Source organism: Candidatus Sulfotelmatobacter sp. (genome assembly GCA_035504415.1).
Lineage (GTDB): Bacteria > Vulcanimicrobiota > Vulcanimicrobiia > Vulcanimicrobiales > Vulcanimicrobiaceae > Vulcanimicrobium.
On record DATJRY010000011.1, the window covers coordinates 65262 to 81306 of the forward strand.

A 16045-nucleotide genomic window follows, 5' to 3' on the forward strand; every position below is an offset into this window, starting at 1 on the left:
GTGAGCGATTCGCGCTAGCGCGAGGTCGCGCCACTCGGACCGGCGACGCCGCTGTCGAAGCTCGCGCCGGGCGTCAGGTACATCGACGCGTTGGCCAGGTCGAAGGTCGCCACGAAGTTGCGCAACACGCCCAAGCCGACGTTGCCGGCGTCGACGCGATCGGCGAAGGCGCCGGTCTGCGCCAGCACGACGTCGACCGGCCGGTGGTAGAGCTGATAGCTCGCCATCTGCAGCTCGTCGAGCGAGGTGCGATAGATCGCGTTCGAGCCGCCGATGCCGTAGTTCCAGGAGCCCGCGCCGGTCGTCGGCACGACGCCGGGGTGTTTGTCGAGGAACGGGCGGTAGAGCAGCATGTCCTCGCTGTTGCCGGTGTCGACGATGAACGGCGCGTCGAGCCGGCCGTTGACGACGAAGTTCGCCTCGGCCAGCTCGCGGTCGACGTCGAGGTCGACGCGCGCGCCGGTCGGCACGAACGAACCCGGCGCGCCGAAGCGCAGCTGCCCGTGCGCGAAGTCCATCTCGACGATTGCCGACGCGAAGAACGGATAGCCGAGGATGCCGTCGATCTTCATCCCGCCCAAGTTCGCGCCGATGTCGAGCGAGGAGACGATGACGTCGCTCATGGTCGCGCCGTCGATCGAGATCGACGGCAGCGTCGCGGTGCGCAGACCGCCGCTGCGCGCGGCGCCGCGCACTTCCATCGCGCCCTCGCCGGTGACGCCGGCCGCCTTGAGCACCGCCGTGTCGACCAGGATCGACTGCGCGCCGGTGTCCAGCAAGAAGAACCAGTCGCGGTTCGCGATCCGGACCGTGACCCCGTAGTGGCCGTCGCTGCTCCGGATCAACGGGACGGTGTGCACGCCGTCGCTCTCGAGCAAGCGCGGGACGAGCGGCACGAACGCGCTGCGATCCACCGGCTGATCGATCTGCACCGACGTCGTCTGCTGCACGGTGTCGAAACGGTGGTCGCCGTCGGTCATCACCGCCCGGAACGGGATCCGGCTGGCGCCGACCATGCGCCAATCGCCGTAGTCGACGTACGAGGGACCGTCGCCGTCGAGATACTCGAGCCGCACCGGCAACCCGCTGTCGGGATCGATCCACAGCGTCTCGGGCTCGCCGCCGACCGCGTCGACCTCCAACCGCCACACGCGCTTGCCGTTGAACGTGCTCCAGCCGACGAAGCGCGCCAGCTCGGGGTGCTTGACGAAGTCGCCCGAGTCGAGCAACTCTTCGGTCAGCGCGCGGCGGTGCAGATAGCCGCGCAGCTCGCGCACGTTGCCGTTCGCGTTGCGCACGAACAGCCGGTCCCCCAGCCGCAGCGTCGTCTCGTGGCGCGGGCCGAGCACGTCGTCCTCGCGTTCGTCGGTCTGATCGCGCTCGACGTGGAACGAGCCCTGCAGTCCCTCGCCCGCGAGCGTCCCGTCGGCGACGAACGTCTTGACGTCGTCGGAGCGCGTCGCGTTGTCGTAGGCCGCCAGGATCGTCGCCACCGGCACGTCGGGGTCGCGCGGAGTCGATGCGTTCGCGGGCAGCGCGAACACGGCGAGGAATGCGACCAGGGCGAGGCTACGGCGTACGGTAGCGGTCGGCCGAGGCCAAGACGTTCTGGACGTAGTTTTGCGTCTCGGCATAGGGAGGAACCCCGCCGTACTTCTCCACGGCCTCGGGTCCCGCATTGTAGGCGGCCACCGCGAGCCGCGAGTCGCCGCCGAAGCGGTCGAGCAGGCTGCGCAGGTAGCGGGTCCCGCCGGCCACGTTCTGCACCGGGTCGTACGGGTTGCGGACGCCCAGCGAGGCGGCCGTCTCGGGCATCAACTGCATGAGCCCCTGCGCCCCGACCTTCGAGGTGGCGGCGGCGTTGAAGCCGGACTCGTTGGCGATCACGGCCTTGATCAGGGACGGGTCGACCTGCCAGGTCGAGGCGTTCTGCTCGACCAGCGCGTCGATCTGCTCGGGGGGCACCGGTGCCGGCGCCGCGGCCAGGACGGACGGGTCGACCGTTTGCGCGTCGCTGCCGCCCAGCGCGCTGGCCAGGGCGTTCGCGAAGCGCGGCGCGCCGACGGACGCGGTCGTGACCGGGGCCGGAACCGCGCCGGGCGGCGGGGCACCGGAGATCTCCGCGATCCGGCTCTGGACCGCGGACATGTCAGCGAGGACGTCCATCATCTGAGGGTATCGGCCAGGAGCTCGAGCCGCCTGAGCGTCTCGGCCGGCGGCGCGGGGGCGTCGTCTTGGCGCAGGAAGCGGTCGAGTTCCGCCTCGGCGCGCAACGAGCGGGCAAGGAACGGGTCGCCGCCGGCGACGTCCAAGCCCAGCGCGCGGGCCTCGCGCGATTCGGCCAGCGCGGCGACCGCGGCGCGCACCAGCCGCCCTGCCTCGCGGTGCTTGGCGCTCGCGGCATCGGCCGCGGTGCGGCTGATGCTGCGCGCCAGGTCGAGGGCGGGAAAGTGGCCGGCGCGCGCCAGCCGCTCGGAGAGGACGAGATGGCCGTCGAGCGCCGCGCGCGCCGCTTCGGCAACCGGGTCGTGCTCGTCCGGCCCCTCGCCCAGCACCGTCGCGAGCAGCGTGATGCTGCCGCGGCCGAGCGCGCCGGCACGCTCGACCAAACCCGTCAGGTGCGCGAACGCCGAGGCGGGATAGCCGGCGCGTCCGACCGGCTCGCCGGCGGCGACCGCGCGATCGCGCGCGGCGTGGCAGACCCGCGCCAGCGAGTCGAGCACCAGCACGACGTCGAGCTCGCGCTCGCACAACGCCTCCGCTTGCGCGAAGGCCAGCTCGGCCGCGGCCAGACGTTCGGACGGATCGCGGTCGGCGGTCGCGCAGACGATCGTCGTGCGCGCACCGACCGCGCGCACGCGCCGCTCCGCTTCGCGGCCGCGCTCGCCGATCAGCGCGACCACGATCGCGTCGGCGTCGACGCCGCGTTCGATCGCTTCCACCAGCGTCGACTTGCCGGCGCCGGCCGGGCCGAGGACGCCGATCCGCGCGCCGCGGCCGAACGGCAACGGCCCGTCGATCGCGCGCACGCCCGTCCAGCACACCTGCGTGCACGGCCGGCGCTCCAACGGCGCCGGCAACGGCCGCGGAAACGCGCGCACCGCGCCGCGCGGCGCCGGGCCGTCGTCCAGCGGTGCGCCGAACGCGTCGACCGCGCGCCCGAGCAGCGCCGTGCCGAGCACCGCGCGCGTCACGTGCGCGCCGCGAGCAGTGCGGCGAGGCGCACCCCGAGCCGCGCGTCGATCGTGCCGCCGGCCAGCTCGACGATCGCATCGCCGGCGCGCAACGCGGGATCGACGGTGACCGGCAACCCGAGGTCGATGCGCGCGTCGTCGGGAGCGACCCGCACGCGCACGACCGGCGCGCTCGAACGGTGCCGCGCCACGATCGCGGCCAGATCGCACGGCGCCAACCGCAGCTCGCGCGCCAACACGTCGGTCGCCAGCTCGCGCAGCATCCGCGTGGCGGCCGCGTCGAACGCGTCCGCGAGCCGCGCGCGAAACAACCGCACATCGCGCAGATGTTCGTCGAACGAAGCCGAACACGGTGACGGACCGAGCGCGGCAACATCGAGCCCCGTCTCACACCCCGTTGCGAGGTCGGACCGGGGGGCCTGCGCGTCGCGCGGGGGGCGCGCAGGGGAGGCCGGAGCGCCCGCCGATGCGCGCAGCGCATCGGCCATCGAAACGAACTCAGGCACGGATGAGCTCGTCGACGGGTGGGACCAAGTCGGCGTGGCCGCGCGCGAGACGCCGCACGATCGCCGCGCGCTCCTCGGGCGGATACAGCTCGAGCACCGCAGCCGCCGTCGCCGCCGGCAGCGCGGAGATGATCGCGGCGGCGACGTGCGGCGGCTCGCCGGCGAGTGCCCCGCGCACGCGCGCGGGCGGAACGCCGATCGCCTCGCGCGCGGCGTGCCGCGCCGACGCCGCCTCGACCGCACGCACGACGACCGCCGCCGCCGGCCGTGCCGCGAACGCGACGACCGCCACCACCGCGACGGCCGTCAGCAGTTGCGGCGCCAGGCCCGCGAACGCGAGCAGCCAGCCCGGGGCCGGCGCCCGCGGCAGGCGTGGCGGGCTGCCGAACGCGACCGCTTCGACCTGCAGCGCGTCGCCGCGCGCCGGCCGCAGGCCCACCGTGGCGGCGGCCAGCGCGCGGATCGCCCCGACGTCCAGACCGCGCGCCGCGTCGACGAAGATCGCGACGCTCAGCCGGGCGGTCGCGTCCGGCGCGCTGCTGCGCCGCTCTTCGCGCGTCTCGCTGCCGCGATCCTCGCTGCCGCCGCTGCGTGAGTAGCGCTTCTGCGCCGACGCGTAGCGCTCGTCGTCGCTGGTGCGCGCGATCGTTCCGCCCAGCGCCGAACGGCGCACGTCGTCGAGCTCACGCCGTTCGCCTTGCGCCTCGCGGTGCACGCGCACGATCGTCGCGCCGGCCCCGAAGGCCGCGTCGAGCGCGCTCTGCAGGGCCGCCTGCACGTCGGTCGCGTCGTCGCCGGCGTCGGCAGCGAGGGCGAAGCCGTGATCGTCGAGCACGACCACGCGTTGCGCGTCCAGCCCGGGCACGCCGCCGGCCACGAACGCCTGGATCCCGGCCACCGTGCGCGCGCCCAGGCGCGCGCCGGGCGCGAGCGTCACGCGCACGCTGGCGCTGGCGTCGCGCCGCGGCTCGTCGGCATACATGCCGCCGCTGGCCGGCGCGATGACGACTCGCGCGTCGTCGATCCCGTCGACGCCGCGCAGCGCCAGCGCGAGGTCGGCCGCCAATGCGTCGCGGGTCTGCGCTTCGAGGACGGCCGGCGGCGTCAGCGCGCCGACGTGCGCCAGCGCTTCGTCGCTGCCGGCCAAGTGCGGGTGCGGCACGCCGGCCAGCGCCAAGCGCAGCAACAGATCGCCACGCCGCGCGCGCTCGACGCGCACGTTGTCGGCGAGCGAAACGTACGGCACGCTCCAGGCCGCGAGCCGCTGCTCGACCTCCGCCAGCTGTTCGGGACGGAGCGGCGTCGCGAACAGGACGACCCGCGTATCGCGCGTCGCCACCGCGGCGAGCACGCCGAGGACCAACGACGCGGCCAGGGCCGCGACCGCCAGCAACCGCACGCGCGGCGAGAGCGAGCGCACGCGCTCGAGCGCAAGCCGGGCCGCGTCGCGGCGAACCGGCGGCGCGACGTTCATACCTGCATGCCGAGCACGGCGGCGAGCGCCTGCGCGGCGCGCTGCGCGCCGGCGGTCGCGATCTGCAGCGCGACGTCGGCGCGCGCGCGTTCGACGATCATCTCTTGCAGGCCGCCGCGGTGCGCGACGAACGCGTCTTCGGCGCGCTGCGCGCCCTCGAGCAGCGTGCCGGCCGCGTCGACGAGGCGGCCGAACGCACCGGCGTCCGCCTGCGCGCGCGGCGTGGTCGTGTCCGGCGCGAGGTCGGGGACGAGCACCTCGACGCGCATCAGAGCCGCCCCAGGTCGATCGTGCGCTCCGCGAGGCGTTTGCCGACGTCGAACACCGACGCGTCGGCCTCGTACGCGCGTTGCGCGTCGAGCACCGCGATCATCTCGGTCAGCGCGTCGGGGCCGGCGCCGCCGGCGAGCGTCCGCACCAGCGGCCCCGGCGCGCTCGGGCCGTCGTCGTCGCCGTCGTCCTCACGCAACGTCACCGTCGGATCCTCGCCGTCGGACTGCGCCGGGACGACCTGCGCCACCAGCCGTTGATACGGATGCGCGGGCGTCGAGGCTTGCGCGGCGGCGACGTTGCGCGCCGCCACGTCGAGCAGTGCGCGCTGCACGTCCATGCCGTCGGCCGCGACCGAGAGGAGGTCGAATTCGCTCGAACCGGACACGTGCTGATGCCCGCTCAGCGCGCGACGCCGCGCAGCTCGGTCAGGCGCGCCTTGAGCGCCGCCAGCAACGCTTCGTCGAACAGCGCCGCGCGCGCGAGCTGAGCCGCGGCACGCTGATCGTGCGCGGCGGCCGGGGCGAGGCGTGCGACCTGTGAGCGCGCGGCCGACGCGGCGTCGGCCGTCGAGAAGAAACCGTCAGTACGCATGTCCCGAGTCTGCACGAATCGTATGTCCGGCAGGTTAACGCCGGATGGCCGCCCGGTGAGCGGGACGGCATCGGCCCGTAGGGAAGAACCGGATGTGCTGTTCCGCCGAACGGTGCGACGTCGGTTGCCCTCCCCCCGGGGTGCCGCCCTCACTCCGGCAATCGTGGCGTCGTGAACGTTCCCGAAACGGGTGTCGACGCGCTCAACCTGCTGAGGGCCCGGATCTCCGCCTTGGGAGACCCGGCCTTGCAGGCCGCGCTCGCCGACGCGGACCGGGCCGTCGAGACCCTCAAGCTCGAGCGCGCCTCGCTGCAGTCCAAGCTCGCCGCGACCGCGACCAACGCCGAGCGCGAGTTGGCCAAGCTGCACACGCTCGGGCGCGTCGCCGAGACGGTGAACTCCTCGCTCGAGTTGGACGTCGTCTTGCGGCGCGTGCTCGACACCGCGGTCGAGGTGATGAAGGCCGAGCGCGGCTTCGTCATGATCGCCGACGGCAACGACGAGCTCGAGCTCACGACGACCTACGGCATCGATCGCGCGACGGTCGAAGGCGACGACATGCGCCCCTCGCAGACGACGGTGCGGCGGGTGTTCGAGACCGGCGAGCCGATCGTCACCACCGACGCGCAGCAAGACCCGCGCTTCAACATCAACCTCTCGGTGCGCGCGCTGCGGCTGCGCTCGATCGTGTGCGTGCCGCTGGCGATCAAGTCGCGCATCATCGGCGTCGTCTACCTCGACTCGCGCGTCGCGCCGGGTTTGTTCTCGCCGGCCGACCCCGATCTGCTGACCGCGTTCGCGAACCAAGCCGCCCTGGCCATCGAGAACGCACGACTCTTCGACGCGATGCGCGCGCAAGTCGTCGAGATCAGCCGGCTCGAGCAGCTGCAGGCGCGCGTGCTGGCTTCGATCACCAGCGGCGTCATCACCGTCGACGGCGCCGGCAACGTCGCCAGCTTCAACGACGCCGCGGCGCAGACGTTCGGGATCGAGAGTGCGATGATGCTCGGCCGCCCGGCGCGCGCCCTCGACGCGCTGATCCCGGGCATCACCGGTCTACTCGCCACCGGCGGCCTCCCCGCCAAGGGCGAAGAGATGGAAGCGCGCCATCCCACCCGCGGCGCGCTGGCGCTGCAAGTGCGCATCGCACCGATCGAGCTGCCCGAAGAAGACAACGCGCGCCACGGCTGGGCGATCGCGGTCACCGATCTCACCGAGCGCCGGAACCTCGAACGGATGCACGCTGCCGACGTCGAGCAGCGCCGCGCGATCCGCGAGGCCTTCGCGCGCTATCTCGCGCCGCACGTCGTCGAGCAGCTGATGAGCGCGCCGGGCGGCGTCGCGCTGGGCGGCGAGCGGGCCGCGGCGACGATCCTGTTCGCGGACATCGATGGCTTCACCGAGCTCGCGGGCCGGCTCGACGCCGAGCGCGTCGTCGAGATCCTCAACAGCTTCTTCTCGGCGGCCGTCCAGATCGTCTTCGACAACGACGGCCTGCTCGACAAGTTCTACGGCGACGGCTTGATGGTCGTCTTCGGACCGCCGCGCGTGCGCGAGGACGATGCCGCGCGTGCGCTGGCCGTCGCCGGCGCGCTGCACAAGGCCGCCGCGACGATCAACGCGGACGGTCATCCGCTGCAGCTCGCGATCGGCATCGCGACCGGCGAGGTCGTCGCCGGCCACATCGGAAGTCCCAAGCGGATGGACTACACCGTCATCGGCAACGCGGCGAACCTGGCCAGCCGTCTGCAAGGCGCCGCGCCGCCGAACCACACCTACCTCGACGACCGCACCTACCAGCGCCTGCGCGACAAGCCGAAAGCGGAGACGCTGGTGGCGAAGATCCGCGGCAAGGCCGATCCGGTAACGATTCACGACGTGACCTAGCGACGGCCGGGTTCCGACGCCCCATGCTGGCCGCGCTGGCACTCGCCTACGCGTTCGGCGCGGCGATCGTCATCCCGCACGCACTCTCGTTTCCCGACGCGCTCTTTCACGGTGGCGCACCCGGCAACAGCCAAACCTCGATCTGGCTCTGGGTCGCCTGGCACGCCGCCTTTCCGCTCTTGGTCGCGCTCGCGCTCCTGGCACGCGATCTCCCGCCGCTTCCGCGCCGCCGGGTCGCGCCCGCCGCGATCGCCGTGATGGCGGTCGGCTACGGTCTGGTCGCGCTGTGCGGAGTGCTGGCCTTCGACACGACGCTCCCGACGCTCGTCGTCAACGGCAACTTCACCGCCGGCTTCGCCAACGGCACGTGGGAAGCGGTCCTCGCGATCGACGTTTTCGCCCTCGTCACCGTGGTCGCCATCGGTCGCACGAGCAGCACGCTGAGCCTGTGGCTCTCCGTCTCCCTGGTCGCCGTCGTCGGCGACGCGACCCTCACGCTGCTCTCGGCGGCCGCTTCCACGTCGGCTGGTACCTCTCACGCGTCTACTCCGCACTCGGCTCCGGCTTCGTCCTGGCCGCGCTGCTCGCCGAGTTCAACCGCATGTACCGCCGCTTCGCGCGCCTGGCGACGATCGACGGCCTGACCGCCGTCGACAACCGGCGCGCGTTCGACGAGCACCTCGAAGCCGAGTTGCGCAACGCGACGCGTCACGAGGAGCCGTTGGCACTGCTGCTCATCGACGTCGACGACTTCAAGCGCTACAACGACACCTACGGCCACCTCGCCGGCGACGAAACGCTCCAAAGCGTGGCCGCGATCATCCGCTCGACGCTCGCGCGCCCGAGCGACACCATCGCCCGCTACGGCGGCGAAGAGTTCGCGGTCCTCCTCCCCCGCACGAGCGCCTCCGGCGCTTTCACCGTCGCCGAGCGCATCCGCACCGCCGTCGTCGCCGCTCGCCGCGACCACAAGACGAACCGCGCCACCCACGTCGTCTCGATCAGCATCGGCGTCGCCGTCACCACCACCGGCACTCCGGACGCCCTCATCGCGGCAGCCGACGAAGCCCTCTACCGAGCAAAAGCGGAAGGCCGCAACCGCACCGCTATCGCCGCAACCGCCTCTCCGGTGCCCGCGGCGGCAACCCCACAACCCCCAACGCGGTAAGCGCGAACCCAACGAACCCAACGATCGCCCACCGGTCCGCCACGGCCCCGCGATGATACGCCGCCGCCAACGACCCGCCGACGGCAAACATCACCGCCCCGACCGCATACACCCACGGCAACCGCAACACGACCTGCCGCGCATTGATCGCCGCCACGACGAGGACGCCAACCATCCAAACCACGGTCCCAACCGAAACCGGACTCACGCGCACCCTTTAGGCGCGTCCCCTCCGCATCCCGCCGTGTCGCGTCGAGCGGCACCACCCTGGCGGACCGTCTGAACGAGCGAAGCGCAGGATGCGCGAGAGCGATGTGAAGACAGAGCGGCCCCCGGCAGGAAGCCGGGGGCCGCGTGTCCGCCAGGGTGGTGCCGCTCGACGCGACACCGCCACAAAATCAGATCGGATTAGCGCTTCGAGAACTGGAACCGCTTACGCGCGCGCTTGCGCCCGTACTTCTTCGACTCTTTCTCACGCGGATCGCGCGTCAGCAACCCATTGCGACGCAGCGGCTCACGCAGCGACTCGTCCATCTCGAGCAGCGCGCGCGCGATGCCGTGACGGACTGCGCCGGCCTGCCCGGCGACGCCGCCCCCGGTGCACTTGACGTCGACGTTGAAACGCGTGAGCGACTGGGTCACGTCCAGCGGCTGGCGCACGATCTGCTGCAGCGAGGGACGCGGGAAGTAGTCGTCGATCGGCTTCGAGTTGACGGTGATAACGCCCTGACCGAGCGAGAGCCGGACGCGGGCGATACCGCGCTTGCGGCGGCCGGTACCGTGGAAGTTGTCGGACGTCTGCATTTAAAAGAGGGGCTCCGGCTTCTGCGCCGTGTGCGGGTGCTCCGCGCCGGCGTAGACGTTGAGGCGATTGAGCAGCACGTCGCGCATGCGGTTCGTCGCCAGCATGCCGCGCACGGCGCGCTCGATCAGGCGCTCCGGGTACTTGTCGCGCACTTGACCGGCCGTCTCGGTTCGCAGGCCGCCGGGGAAACCCGAGTGGCGGTGGTAGACCTTCTGGGTCCACTTCCGCGGTGCGAGCTCGACCTTGTCGGCGTTGAGGACGATGACGTGGTCACCGTCGTCGATGTGCGGGGTCCAGGTCGGCTTGTGGCGGCCCGAGAGGGCGCGCGCGATCCGCACCGCGAGCGTGCCGAGCCGTTGCCCGGTCGCGTCGACGATGTACCAATCGTGCTTGGTCTCGGCCGTCTTCTGCTGATATGTGCGCATGGAGTCCGTCGGAACGTACAGAACGCCACGGCGAGCGCCGCGGCAACCTGAGGAGTATACCGGCCCCGAGGGTCGGAAGTCAACCGCGGCGACGGCCCCGGGCCCTGCCGGTTGCTCTCCTAGGAGGGCCAGGGGCAATCCGACGAAGACAATTTTCGCTACGAGGAGACGCCCATGGATTCGGCTACCGTCGGACTGATCGCAGTCACCGTCCTCGCCGTCGTGGTCGCCCTGGCGTTCGGCATCGCGTACGGGCGCGCGCGAGCCGGCTGGGCGGCGCAAACGAAGGCGCTCCGCTCGGCCTACGACGAGGCCGGGGTCGACTCGCTCGCTGAGGCCGTCCTGGCCCTGGGCGAGGCGCGCCGACGGACCGAGGCGGTCGCGGCGCTGGCGCCGGCCGTCGACGAGATTGCCGAGCGGCACCAGCGCGCCATCACGGCGATCGTGGCGCGCGACTCGGTCGGAGCGGCCGCCCAGGACAACCTCGAGACGGCGCTGCGGGCGCAGGACACCGCCGGCGAGCAGATCGGCGAGCTGACCCGCGGCGTGGTTGAAGCCGGCGCGGCGGTCGAGGAGACCGTCAGCTCGATCAGCACCGTCTCCGACAACATCACCGGCATCGCCGACAACGTCACCAGCGTCAGCTCGGCCGTCGGCCAGCTGGCGGTTTCGGTCAACCAAGTCGCCGGCAGCGCGCGCGACGCCTCGACGCTCTCGCTCGAAGCGGATCGCAAGGCGAAGGACGGCGGCGTCGCGGTCGAACGGCTGGTCCGCTCGACGCGCGAGATCGCGGACGACATCCAAGGGATCGTCGGCAAGATGCAGGAGCTCGGCACCGCATCGGATCGCATCGGCGCGATCGTCGAGGTCATCGACGCCATCGCCGACCAGACGAACCTGCTCGCGCTCAACGCGGCGATCGAAGCGGCGCGCGCCGGCGAGCACGGCCGCGGCTTCGCGGTCGTCGCGGACGAAGTGCGCAAGCTGGCGGAGAGCTCGGCGCAGTCGACCCGCGAGATCGGGATGCTGGTGAAGGACATTCAGGCGAAGACCAGCGAGGTCGTGCGCTCGACCACGACGTCGGGCGAGAAGGCCGCCAGCGGCTTGCAGATGGCCGACCTGGCCGGGCGCGCGATCGGCGACATCTCGACCGCGGTCGCCGAGGCGAACCGTTTGATCGAGCAGATCTCGATGGCGGCGCGCGAACAGGCCACCGGCGCGTCCGCCATCGTCAACTCGGTCGAGCAGATGAACGGGCTGATGCGCCAAGCCGCGCGCTCGCTCGAGGAGCAGAACCTCTCGAATCAGCAGATCGTCACCATCATCACGGCGATTCAGCGCAACGCGTCGGGCGTCGAGGACGCGATCTCCGCGCAGCGCACGGCCTGCACGACGCTCTACGAGAGCTCCAAACAGCTGGCCAAGACCAGTCGCGCCGCGCGCGACGCGGTGACCGGTCTGGACGGCGTCGCCGACGCGCTGCGCGAGCGCGTGCTCGCGATCGGCACGCCGGCGCGGAACGGCTTCGAGAACCAGCTCACGGGCGATCGCGAGCAGCGCCGGTTGACCGGCAGCTACGGCGCCAGCTCGACCGGGCGGTAGGAGTCGAAGCCGGCGTAGCGCACGCCGGCGAGATAGAGGCCGTGCGCCGGCGCGGTGACGCCGGCGACGGTCCGGTCGCGCGCGTGCAGCGCGCGTTCAGCGTGGTCGGGCTCGCGATAGCCGGTCGCCGAACCGACCAGCGTACCGACGAGGACGCGCACCATGTGGTGCAGGAACGCGTTGCCGCGCACGGTCACGCGCACCAGCTCGCCGCGACGGGTGAGGTCGAGCGCGCGCAGCTCGCGCACGGTGGTGCCGCGCTCGGGCGGCTCGCCGCAGAACGCCGCGAAGTCGTGCTCGCCCAGCAACGGCGCGGCCGCGCGCGCGAACAGCGCGTCGTCGATCGGGCGCGGCACGTGCCACGCCCGATGCGACCAGACCGCCGTCGGCGTGCGCCGGTTGAGGATCAGATAATCGTAGACGCGCTCGAGCGCGTCGAAACGAGCGGAGAACTCGTCGGCGACGACGGCGGCGTCGTGCACGACCAGATCGGCCGGCGTGTTGCCGTTGATGGCCGGCGTCAGCCGCCCGGGAGCGAATTCGCGTGCGGCGGTGAACGAGACGACCTGGCCGGTGGCGTGGACGCCCGCATCGGTACGGCCGGCCGCCGTGATCTTCACCGGCTCGTCGAAGATCCGCGTGAGCGCGGCTTCGAGCGCGCCCGCGACCGTTCGCAGCGTGGGCTGATACTGCAAGCCGTGAAAGCGCGAGCCGTCGTACTCGACGACGAGCCGATACGTCGGCACGCCCACCCGTTCCCGACAACGACGAGACCGCCCCTCTCGGGACGGTCTCGTTCGGCGGCTCGGGCGTCAGCCGGAACGCTTAGGCGGGCACGCGCTGGGGAACGGGGCGCTTCTCGTCGAGGTCGAGCAGGTCGACCCACTCGGTGACGTCGGTGCGGTCGGGCGCCACCTGGTTGCGCAGCTCGAGGAAGTACTTCTCGCCGTCGCTGCCCGGGGCGGGCTTGCCGGCCAGGAACGTCGCGTTGAACTGCGCGATCTCGGCGGCCGACTTCTTGGCGATGAAGGGCTTGAGGTAGTTCTCGACGTCGGCTTCGCTCTGCGCGGACTTGATGACGTCCAGCACCGCGTTGCCGTCGACGCCGAGGAATCCGAAGACGCCTTTGTCCATCGGGCAGTCGAAGCTGTACTCGCCCTGCGTACCGTTGGCGGTCGCGATGCCCTTGTCGATCGCGCGCGGCAGCTGCACGACGCCGTCGAGCGTTTCGCGCGCGGAGCGCGGGTAGGACGTGGTCAGATCTTTCTTCAGCATGGCAACGGTTAGGACGCCGCGCGGTCGCGCGCGGTTGCGCCCGGCTCGGCGTGGACGAAGTAGCGGGTGACGCGTTGCCCGCGGTAGGAGGCGGTGCCGGCCGGCACGGCGCCGATCCGGCGCGCGACGGCGATCGAGGCGCGGTTCTCGGCGTGCAGAATCACCGTGAGCCGCCGCAGCTGCAAGGTCGCGAAGGCGTAATCGCGCAGGGCAAGCGCCGCCTCGGTCGCGTAGCCGCGTCCCCAGGCGCTCGGTGCGAGCCACCAGCCGATCTCGACCTGCGGCAAGTCGTCGACCTCGCAGCGCAGCAAGCCGGCCTGTCCGATACGCTCGCCGTCAGCTCTGCGGGTGACGATCTTGAACCCGTCCCAGCGCGGGTGCGCCGGGTCGCGCTGCATCGCGTCGATGCGTTCGTAGCGTGCCTCGACCTCCCGCCGCCCGTAGATCGAACCGTCGCCGATCCAACGCATCACCTGCGGGTCGGCGTACAGCGAGATCAGGAACTCGAGATCGTCGGGCGTTCGGTCCAGCAGCCGCAGCCGCGCCGTTTCGAGAAACGGCGTGCGCAGCTCAGTACTTGACGGGACTTCCGGTCGGGGTCGTCGCGGTTGGGGCACTGGAGAGCACGAAGGCGTACGTGTCGAGCGCGTTGACCGTGAACGTCCCCGTCGCCGCGGGTGCCGCGAAGGTGAGATCGTCGTTGGTCACGGCCGACGTCGCGAGCTGTCCGTACGACACACCGGACGAGATGTCGTAGATCGACTCGTAGAACACCAGGCCGGTGGTGCTGAAGCCGTTGGGCAGCATCATCTCCGAGACGTACGGCGTGCTCCCGAAGACCCAGCCGGAATTCAGTTGGAGCTCGAACGCTGCGAGCGCCGTGCCGGTCGGCGCGGGGCTGGGCAGCGTCGGCACGTTGGTCGTCACCAGCAGCGTCCCGGTCACGGTCCCGCTCGACGAGCTGGTGGGCTCGGCCAGGATGCCGCCGAGCGAACCCGGTCCGCCGGAGATTCCCTGGCTGCCGCCCGCGTCGGTCACCGTGATGCCGGCCTGCGCGCTGGTCGGCGGGAGCGTCGGCGCCGGGGTGGGCGTCGGGCTGGCGGTCGGCGTCGCGGTCGGGCTTCCGACCGGGCTGGGCGTCGCGGTCGGGCTGACCGGCGGGACGACCGAGTCCTTCTTGTGGCAACCGACCGCCACGACCGCGACGGCGAGAGCCAAGAGCCACGGACGCAGCCCGGAGGGAACGCTCATGCGCGAAGCGTTCCAACCGGGTATCGCCGGCTCCTCGGGTTCCCCACTACCAAAAATGAGCGTTCGATGAGAGTCGCTCAGGGGGCCGGTTCGAGCTCCTCGTCGTCGTCCTCGTCGGCCACGTCGGGCGGCAGCGGCCGCTGCAGCGGAAAGAGCAGCACGTCGCGGATCGAGGCGTTGCCGGTCAGCATCATGACCAGGCGATCGACCCCGATGCCGATCCCGGCCGTGGGCGGCATTCCGTACTCGAGCGCGGCGACGAAGTCCCAGTCGGGCGGCGGGACCTCTTCGTCGCCGGCTTCCTTCTCGGCGACCTGCAGCTCGAAGCGGCGCCGCTGGTCGTCGGGATCGTTCAGCTCGGTGAAGGCGTTCGAGATCTCCATGTGTGCCGCGAACAGCTCGTAGCGCTCGGTCAGCTCGGGATCGTGCGCCATGCGCTTGGCCAGCGGCGAGAGCACGACCGGATAGCCGTACACGAACGTCGGCTGGACCAGATGCGGCTCGACGATGCGCTCGAACAGCTTGTCGAGCGCGTGCGCGTGCGTGGGCGAGTCGGGGACGCCGTACGCGCGCAAGAGCGCGAAACACGCGCCGGGATCGAGCAGCTGGTCGCGCGTGACGCCGGCGTACTGCTCGAACGCGCCCAGATAGTCGATCCGGCGGAACGGCGTCGCGAACGAGATCGTCTCGTCCTTGAACACGAACGACTCGCCGCCGTGCACGCTGCGCGCCAGATGCGCCATCAGCCGCTCGTTGAAGTCCATCATGTCGCGCACGTCCCAGTAGGCCGCGTACAGCTCGAGCATGGTGAACTCGGGGTTGTGGGTCGCGTCGATCCCTTCGTTACGCCAGATGCGCCCGATCTCGTAGACGCGCTCCATCCCGCCGACGATCAGCCGCTTGAGGTTCAGCTCGGTCGCGATGCGCAGCACCAGCGGGATGTCCAGCGCGTTGGAGTGGGTGTAGAACGGGCGCGCGGTCGCGCCGCCGGCGATGTTGAGCAGCGTCGGCGTCTCGACCTCGAAGAAACCCTCGCCGTCGATGAAGCGCCGCATCTCGGCGACGATGCGCGAGCGCGCCAGCATGACGTCGCGGACGTTCGGATTGACGATGAGGTCGACGTAGCGGCGGCGGTAGCGCTTCTCGACGTCGACGAGCCCGTGCCACTTGTCGGGCAGCGGCCGCAACGACTTACCGATCACGGCGAACGTCCGCACGTGCAGGGAGAGCTCGCCCATCTTGGTGCGAAAGACCGTGCCGCTCGCACCGACCAAATCGCCCCGCTCGAGCTCCTTGAACAGCGCGAACTGCTCCTCCCCGACGTCGTTGCGGCGCACGAAGAGCTGGAAGCGCCCGGTGCGGTCGTGCAGGTCGGCGAAGATCACGCCGCCCTGGGCGCGCACGCTCATCAGCCGGCCCGCCAGCGACCACCGCTGTTCGTCGTCGCGGCCCTGTTCGCCCAGCGACGCGTAACGGGTGGCCAGCTCCGCGGCGTGCGCCGTGACGTCGTACCGCGTCGCGGCGAACGGATCGACGCCACGCTCGCGCAACGCGGCGAGTCGAGCCCGCCGGGCTGCGACGAGATCGCTCATGG

Annotated in this window: 19 protein-coding genes; 4 read left to right on the forward strand and 15 right to left on the reverse strand. The window is 71.6% G+C overall.

Going from position 1 to position 16045, the window contains the following annotated elements; all coding sequences use genetic code 11:
- Positions 1 to 14: 14 nt before the first annotated feature.
- From VMD91_06720 to VMD91_06755, 8 genes are all read right to left on the reverse strand, one after another.
- Positions 15 to 1544 carry an aspartyl protease family protein gene (locus VMD91_06720; GenBank protein HTW83739.1) on the reverse strand — a complete coding sequence of 510 codons (1530 nt, stop codon included), beginning with the start codon at positions 1542 to 1544 and terminating at the stop codon, positions 15 to 17.
- A 25-nt stretch (positions 1545 to 1569) separates the two neighbouring features.
- Positions 1570 to 2166, reverse strand: a complete 597-nt coding sequence (locus tag VMD91_06725; protein ID HTW83740.1) for a lytic transglycosylase domain-containing protein — start codon at positions 2164 to 2166, stop codon at positions 1570 to 1572.
- Positions 2166 to 3194, reverse strand: coding sequence for a hypothetical protein (locus VMD91_06730; GenBank protein HTW83741.1), 1029 nt, complete (start codon positions 3192 to 3194; stop codon positions 2166 to 2168). The genes VMD91_06725 and VMD91_06730 overlap by 1 nt, the downstream gene beginning before the upstream one ends.
- Complete coding sequence (locus tag VMD91_06735; protein HTW83742.1) at positions 3191 to 3511, reverse strand: hypothetical protein; 321 nt, start codon at positions 3509 to 3511, stop codon at positions 3191 to 3193. Before VMD91_06735 ends, VMD91_06730 begins: the two co-directional genes overlap by 4 nt.
- Positions 3512 to 3692: 181 nt before the next feature.
- Positions 3693 to 5174: a flagellar M-ring protein FliF C-terminal domain-containing protein gene (locus tag VMD91_06740; GenBank protein HTW83743.1), complete on the reverse strand. Its 1482-nt coding sequence runs from the start codon at positions 5172 to 5174 to the stop codon at positions 3693 to 3695.
- The gene (locus VMD91_06745) at positions 5171 to 5443 is read right to left on the reverse strand and encodes a hypothetical protein (GenBank protein HTW83744.1); all 273 of its coding nucleotides are present in this window, start codon (positions 5441 to 5443) and stop codon (positions 5171 to 5173) included. The genes VMD91_06740 and VMD91_06745 overlap by 4 nt, the downstream gene beginning before the upstream one ends.
- Positions 5443 to 5832 (reverse strand): hypothetical protein, encoded by a 390-nt coding sequence (locus tag VMD91_06750; GenBank protein HTW83745.1) that lies wholly within the window; start codon positions 5830 to 5832, stop codon positions 5443 to 5445. Before VMD91_06750 ends, VMD91_06745 begins: the two co-directional genes overlap by 1 nt.
- Before the next feature lie 14 nt (positions 5833 to 5846).
- The gene (locus VMD91_06755) at positions 5847 to 6038 is read right to left on the reverse strand and encodes a hypothetical protein (GenBank protein ID HTW83746.1); all 192 of its coding nucleotides are present in this window, start codon (positions 6036 to 6038) and stop codon (positions 5847 to 5849) included.
- Between the two features lie 171 nt (positions 6039 to 6209).
- On the opposite strand from VMD91_06755, the gene VMD91_06760 reads away from it, so the two are divergent.
- The 3 genes from VMD91_06760 to VMD91_06770 are packed head-to-tail and all read left to right on the forward strand — an operon-like array spanning position 6210 to position 9093.
- Positions 6210 to 7925: an adenylate/guanylate cyclase domain-containing protein gene (locus VMD91_06760; protein HTW83747.1), complete on the forward strand. Its 1716-nt coding sequence runs from the start codon at positions 6210 to 6212 to the stop codon at positions 7923 to 7925.
- A gap of 23 nt (positions 7926 to 7948) precedes the next feature.
- Positions 7949 to 8569 carry an MASE4 domain-containing protein gene (locus VMD91_06765; protein HTW83748.1) on the forward strand — a complete coding sequence of 207 codons (621 nt, stop codon included), beginning with the start codon at positions 7949 to 7951 and terminating at the stop codon, positions 8567 to 8569.
- On the forward strand, positions 8527 to 9093 hold the full coding sequence (locus tag VMD91_06770) for a diguanylate cyclase (GenBank protein HTW83749.1): 567 nt from the start codon (positions 8527 to 8529) through the stop codon (positions 9091 to 9093). Before VMD91_06765 ends, VMD91_06770 begins: the two co-directional genes overlap by 43 nt.
- Positions 9094 to 9501: 408 nt before the next feature.
- Here the strand turns inward: VMD91_06770 and rpsI are convergent, their stop codons facing one another.
- Both rpsI and rplM read right to left on the reverse strand, forming a co-directional pair.
- A complete protein-coding gene (gene rpsI, locus VMD91_06775) occupies positions 9502 to 9897 on the reverse strand; it encodes a 30S ribosomal protein S9 (protein ID HTW83750.1) in 396 nt (131 codons plus the stop codon).
- Complete coding sequence (rplM, locus tag VMD91_06780) at positions 9898 to 10323, reverse strand: 50S ribosomal protein L13 (protein ID HTW83751.1); 426 nt, start codon at positions 10321 to 10323, stop codon at positions 9898 to 9900.
- A gap of 174 nt (positions 10324 to 10497) precedes the next feature.
- Between rplM and VMD91_06785 the strand changes: the two genes are divergently transcribed.
- Positions 10498 to 11925, forward strand: coding sequence for a methyl-accepting chemotaxis protein (locus tag VMD91_06785; protein HTW83752.1), 1428 nt, complete (start codon positions 10498 to 10500; stop codon positions 11923 to 11925).
- On the opposite strand, the gene truA is transcribed toward VMD91_06785, so the two are convergent.
- From truA to lysS, 5 genes are all read right to left on the reverse strand, one after another.
- Complete coding sequence (gene truA, locus VMD91_06790; GenBank protein ID HTW83753.1) at positions 11898 to 12671, reverse strand: tRNA pseudouridine(38-40) synthase TruA; 774 nt, start codon at positions 12669 to 12671, stop codon at positions 11898 to 11900. The two genes, VMD91_06785 and truA, sit on opposite strands and share 28 nt — an antisense overlap.
- 79 nt (positions 12672 to 12750) lie before the next feature.
- On the reverse strand, positions 12751 to 13200 hold the full coding sequence (locus VMD91_06795) for a DUF5069 domain-containing protein (protein ID HTW83754.1): 450 nt from the start codon (positions 13198 to 13200) through the stop codon (positions 12751 to 12753).
- A gap of 8 nt (positions 13201 to 13208) precedes the next feature.
- The gene (locus VMD91_06800; protein ID HTW83755.1) at positions 13209 to 13817 is read right to left on the reverse strand and encodes a GNAT family N-acetyltransferase; all 609 of its coding nucleotides are present in this window, start codon (positions 13815 to 13817) and stop codon (positions 13209 to 13211) included.
- Positions 13771 to 14451 carry a hypothetical protein gene (locus tag VMD91_06805; GenBank protein HTW83756.1) on the reverse strand — a complete coding sequence of 227 codons (681 nt, stop codon included), beginning with the start codon at positions 14449 to 14451 and terminating at the stop codon, positions 13771 to 13773. Before VMD91_06805 ends, VMD91_06800 begins: the two co-directional genes overlap by 47 nt.
- 77 nt (positions 14452 to 14528) lie before the next feature.
- Positions 14529 to 16043, reverse strand: a complete 1515-nt coding sequence (gene lysS / locus VMD91_06810) for a lysine--tRNA ligase (GenBank protein ID HTW83757.1) — start codon at positions 16041 to 16043, stop codon at positions 14529 to 14531.
- Positions 16044 to 16045 lie beyond the last annotated feature (2 nt).

Bases quoted from the DNA above. Each gene is read 5' to 3' on its own strand.
- VMD91_06770 (HTW83749.1), top strand. From the start codon at position 8,527: ATGTACCGCCGCTTCGCGCGCCTGGCGACGATCGACGGCCTGACCGCC.
- VMD91_06740 (HTW83743.1), bottom strand. From the start codon at position 5,174: ATGAACGTCGCGCCGCCGGTTCGCCGCGACGCGGCCCGGCTTGCGCTC.
- rplM (HTW83751.1), bottom strand. From the start codon at position 10,323: ATGCGCACATATCAGCAGAAGACGGCCGAGACCAAGCACGATTGGTAC.
- VMD91_06755 (HTW83746.1), bottom strand. From the start codon at position 6,038: ATGCGTACTGACGGTTTCTTCTCGACGGCCGACGCCGCGTCGGCCGCG.
- VMD91_06745 (HTW83744.1), bottom strand. From the start codon at position 5,443: ATGCGCGTCGAGGTGCTCGTCCCCGACCTCGCGCCGGACACGACCACG.
- VMD91_06785 (HTW83752.1), top strand. From the start codon at position 10,498: ATGGATTCGGCTACCGTCGGACTGATCGCAGTCACCGTCCTCGCCGTC.
- VMD91_06805 (HTW83756.1), bottom strand. From the start codon at position 14,451: ATGAGCGTTCCCTCCGGGCTGCGTCCGTGGCTCTTGGCTCTCGCCGTC.
- VMD91_06795 (HTW83754.1), bottom strand. From the start codon at position 13,200: ATGCTGAAGAAAGATCTGACCACGTCCTACCCGCGCTCCGCGCGCGAA.
- lysS (HTW83757.1), bottom strand. From the start codon at position 16,043: ATGAGCGATCTCGTCGCAGCCCGGCGGGCTCGACTCGCCGCGTTGCGC.
- VMD91_06765 (HTW83748.1), top strand. From the start codon at position 7,949: ATGCTGGCCGCGCTGGCACTCGCCTACGCGTTCGGCGCGGCGATCGTC.
- VMD91_06725 (HTW83740.1), bottom strand. From the start codon at position 2,166: ATGGACGTCCTCGCTGACATGTCCGCGGTCCAGAGCCGGATCGCGGAG.
- rpsI (HTW83750.1), bottom strand. From the start codon at position 9,897: ATGCAGACGTCCGACAACTTCCACGGTACCGGCCGCCGCAAGCGCGGT.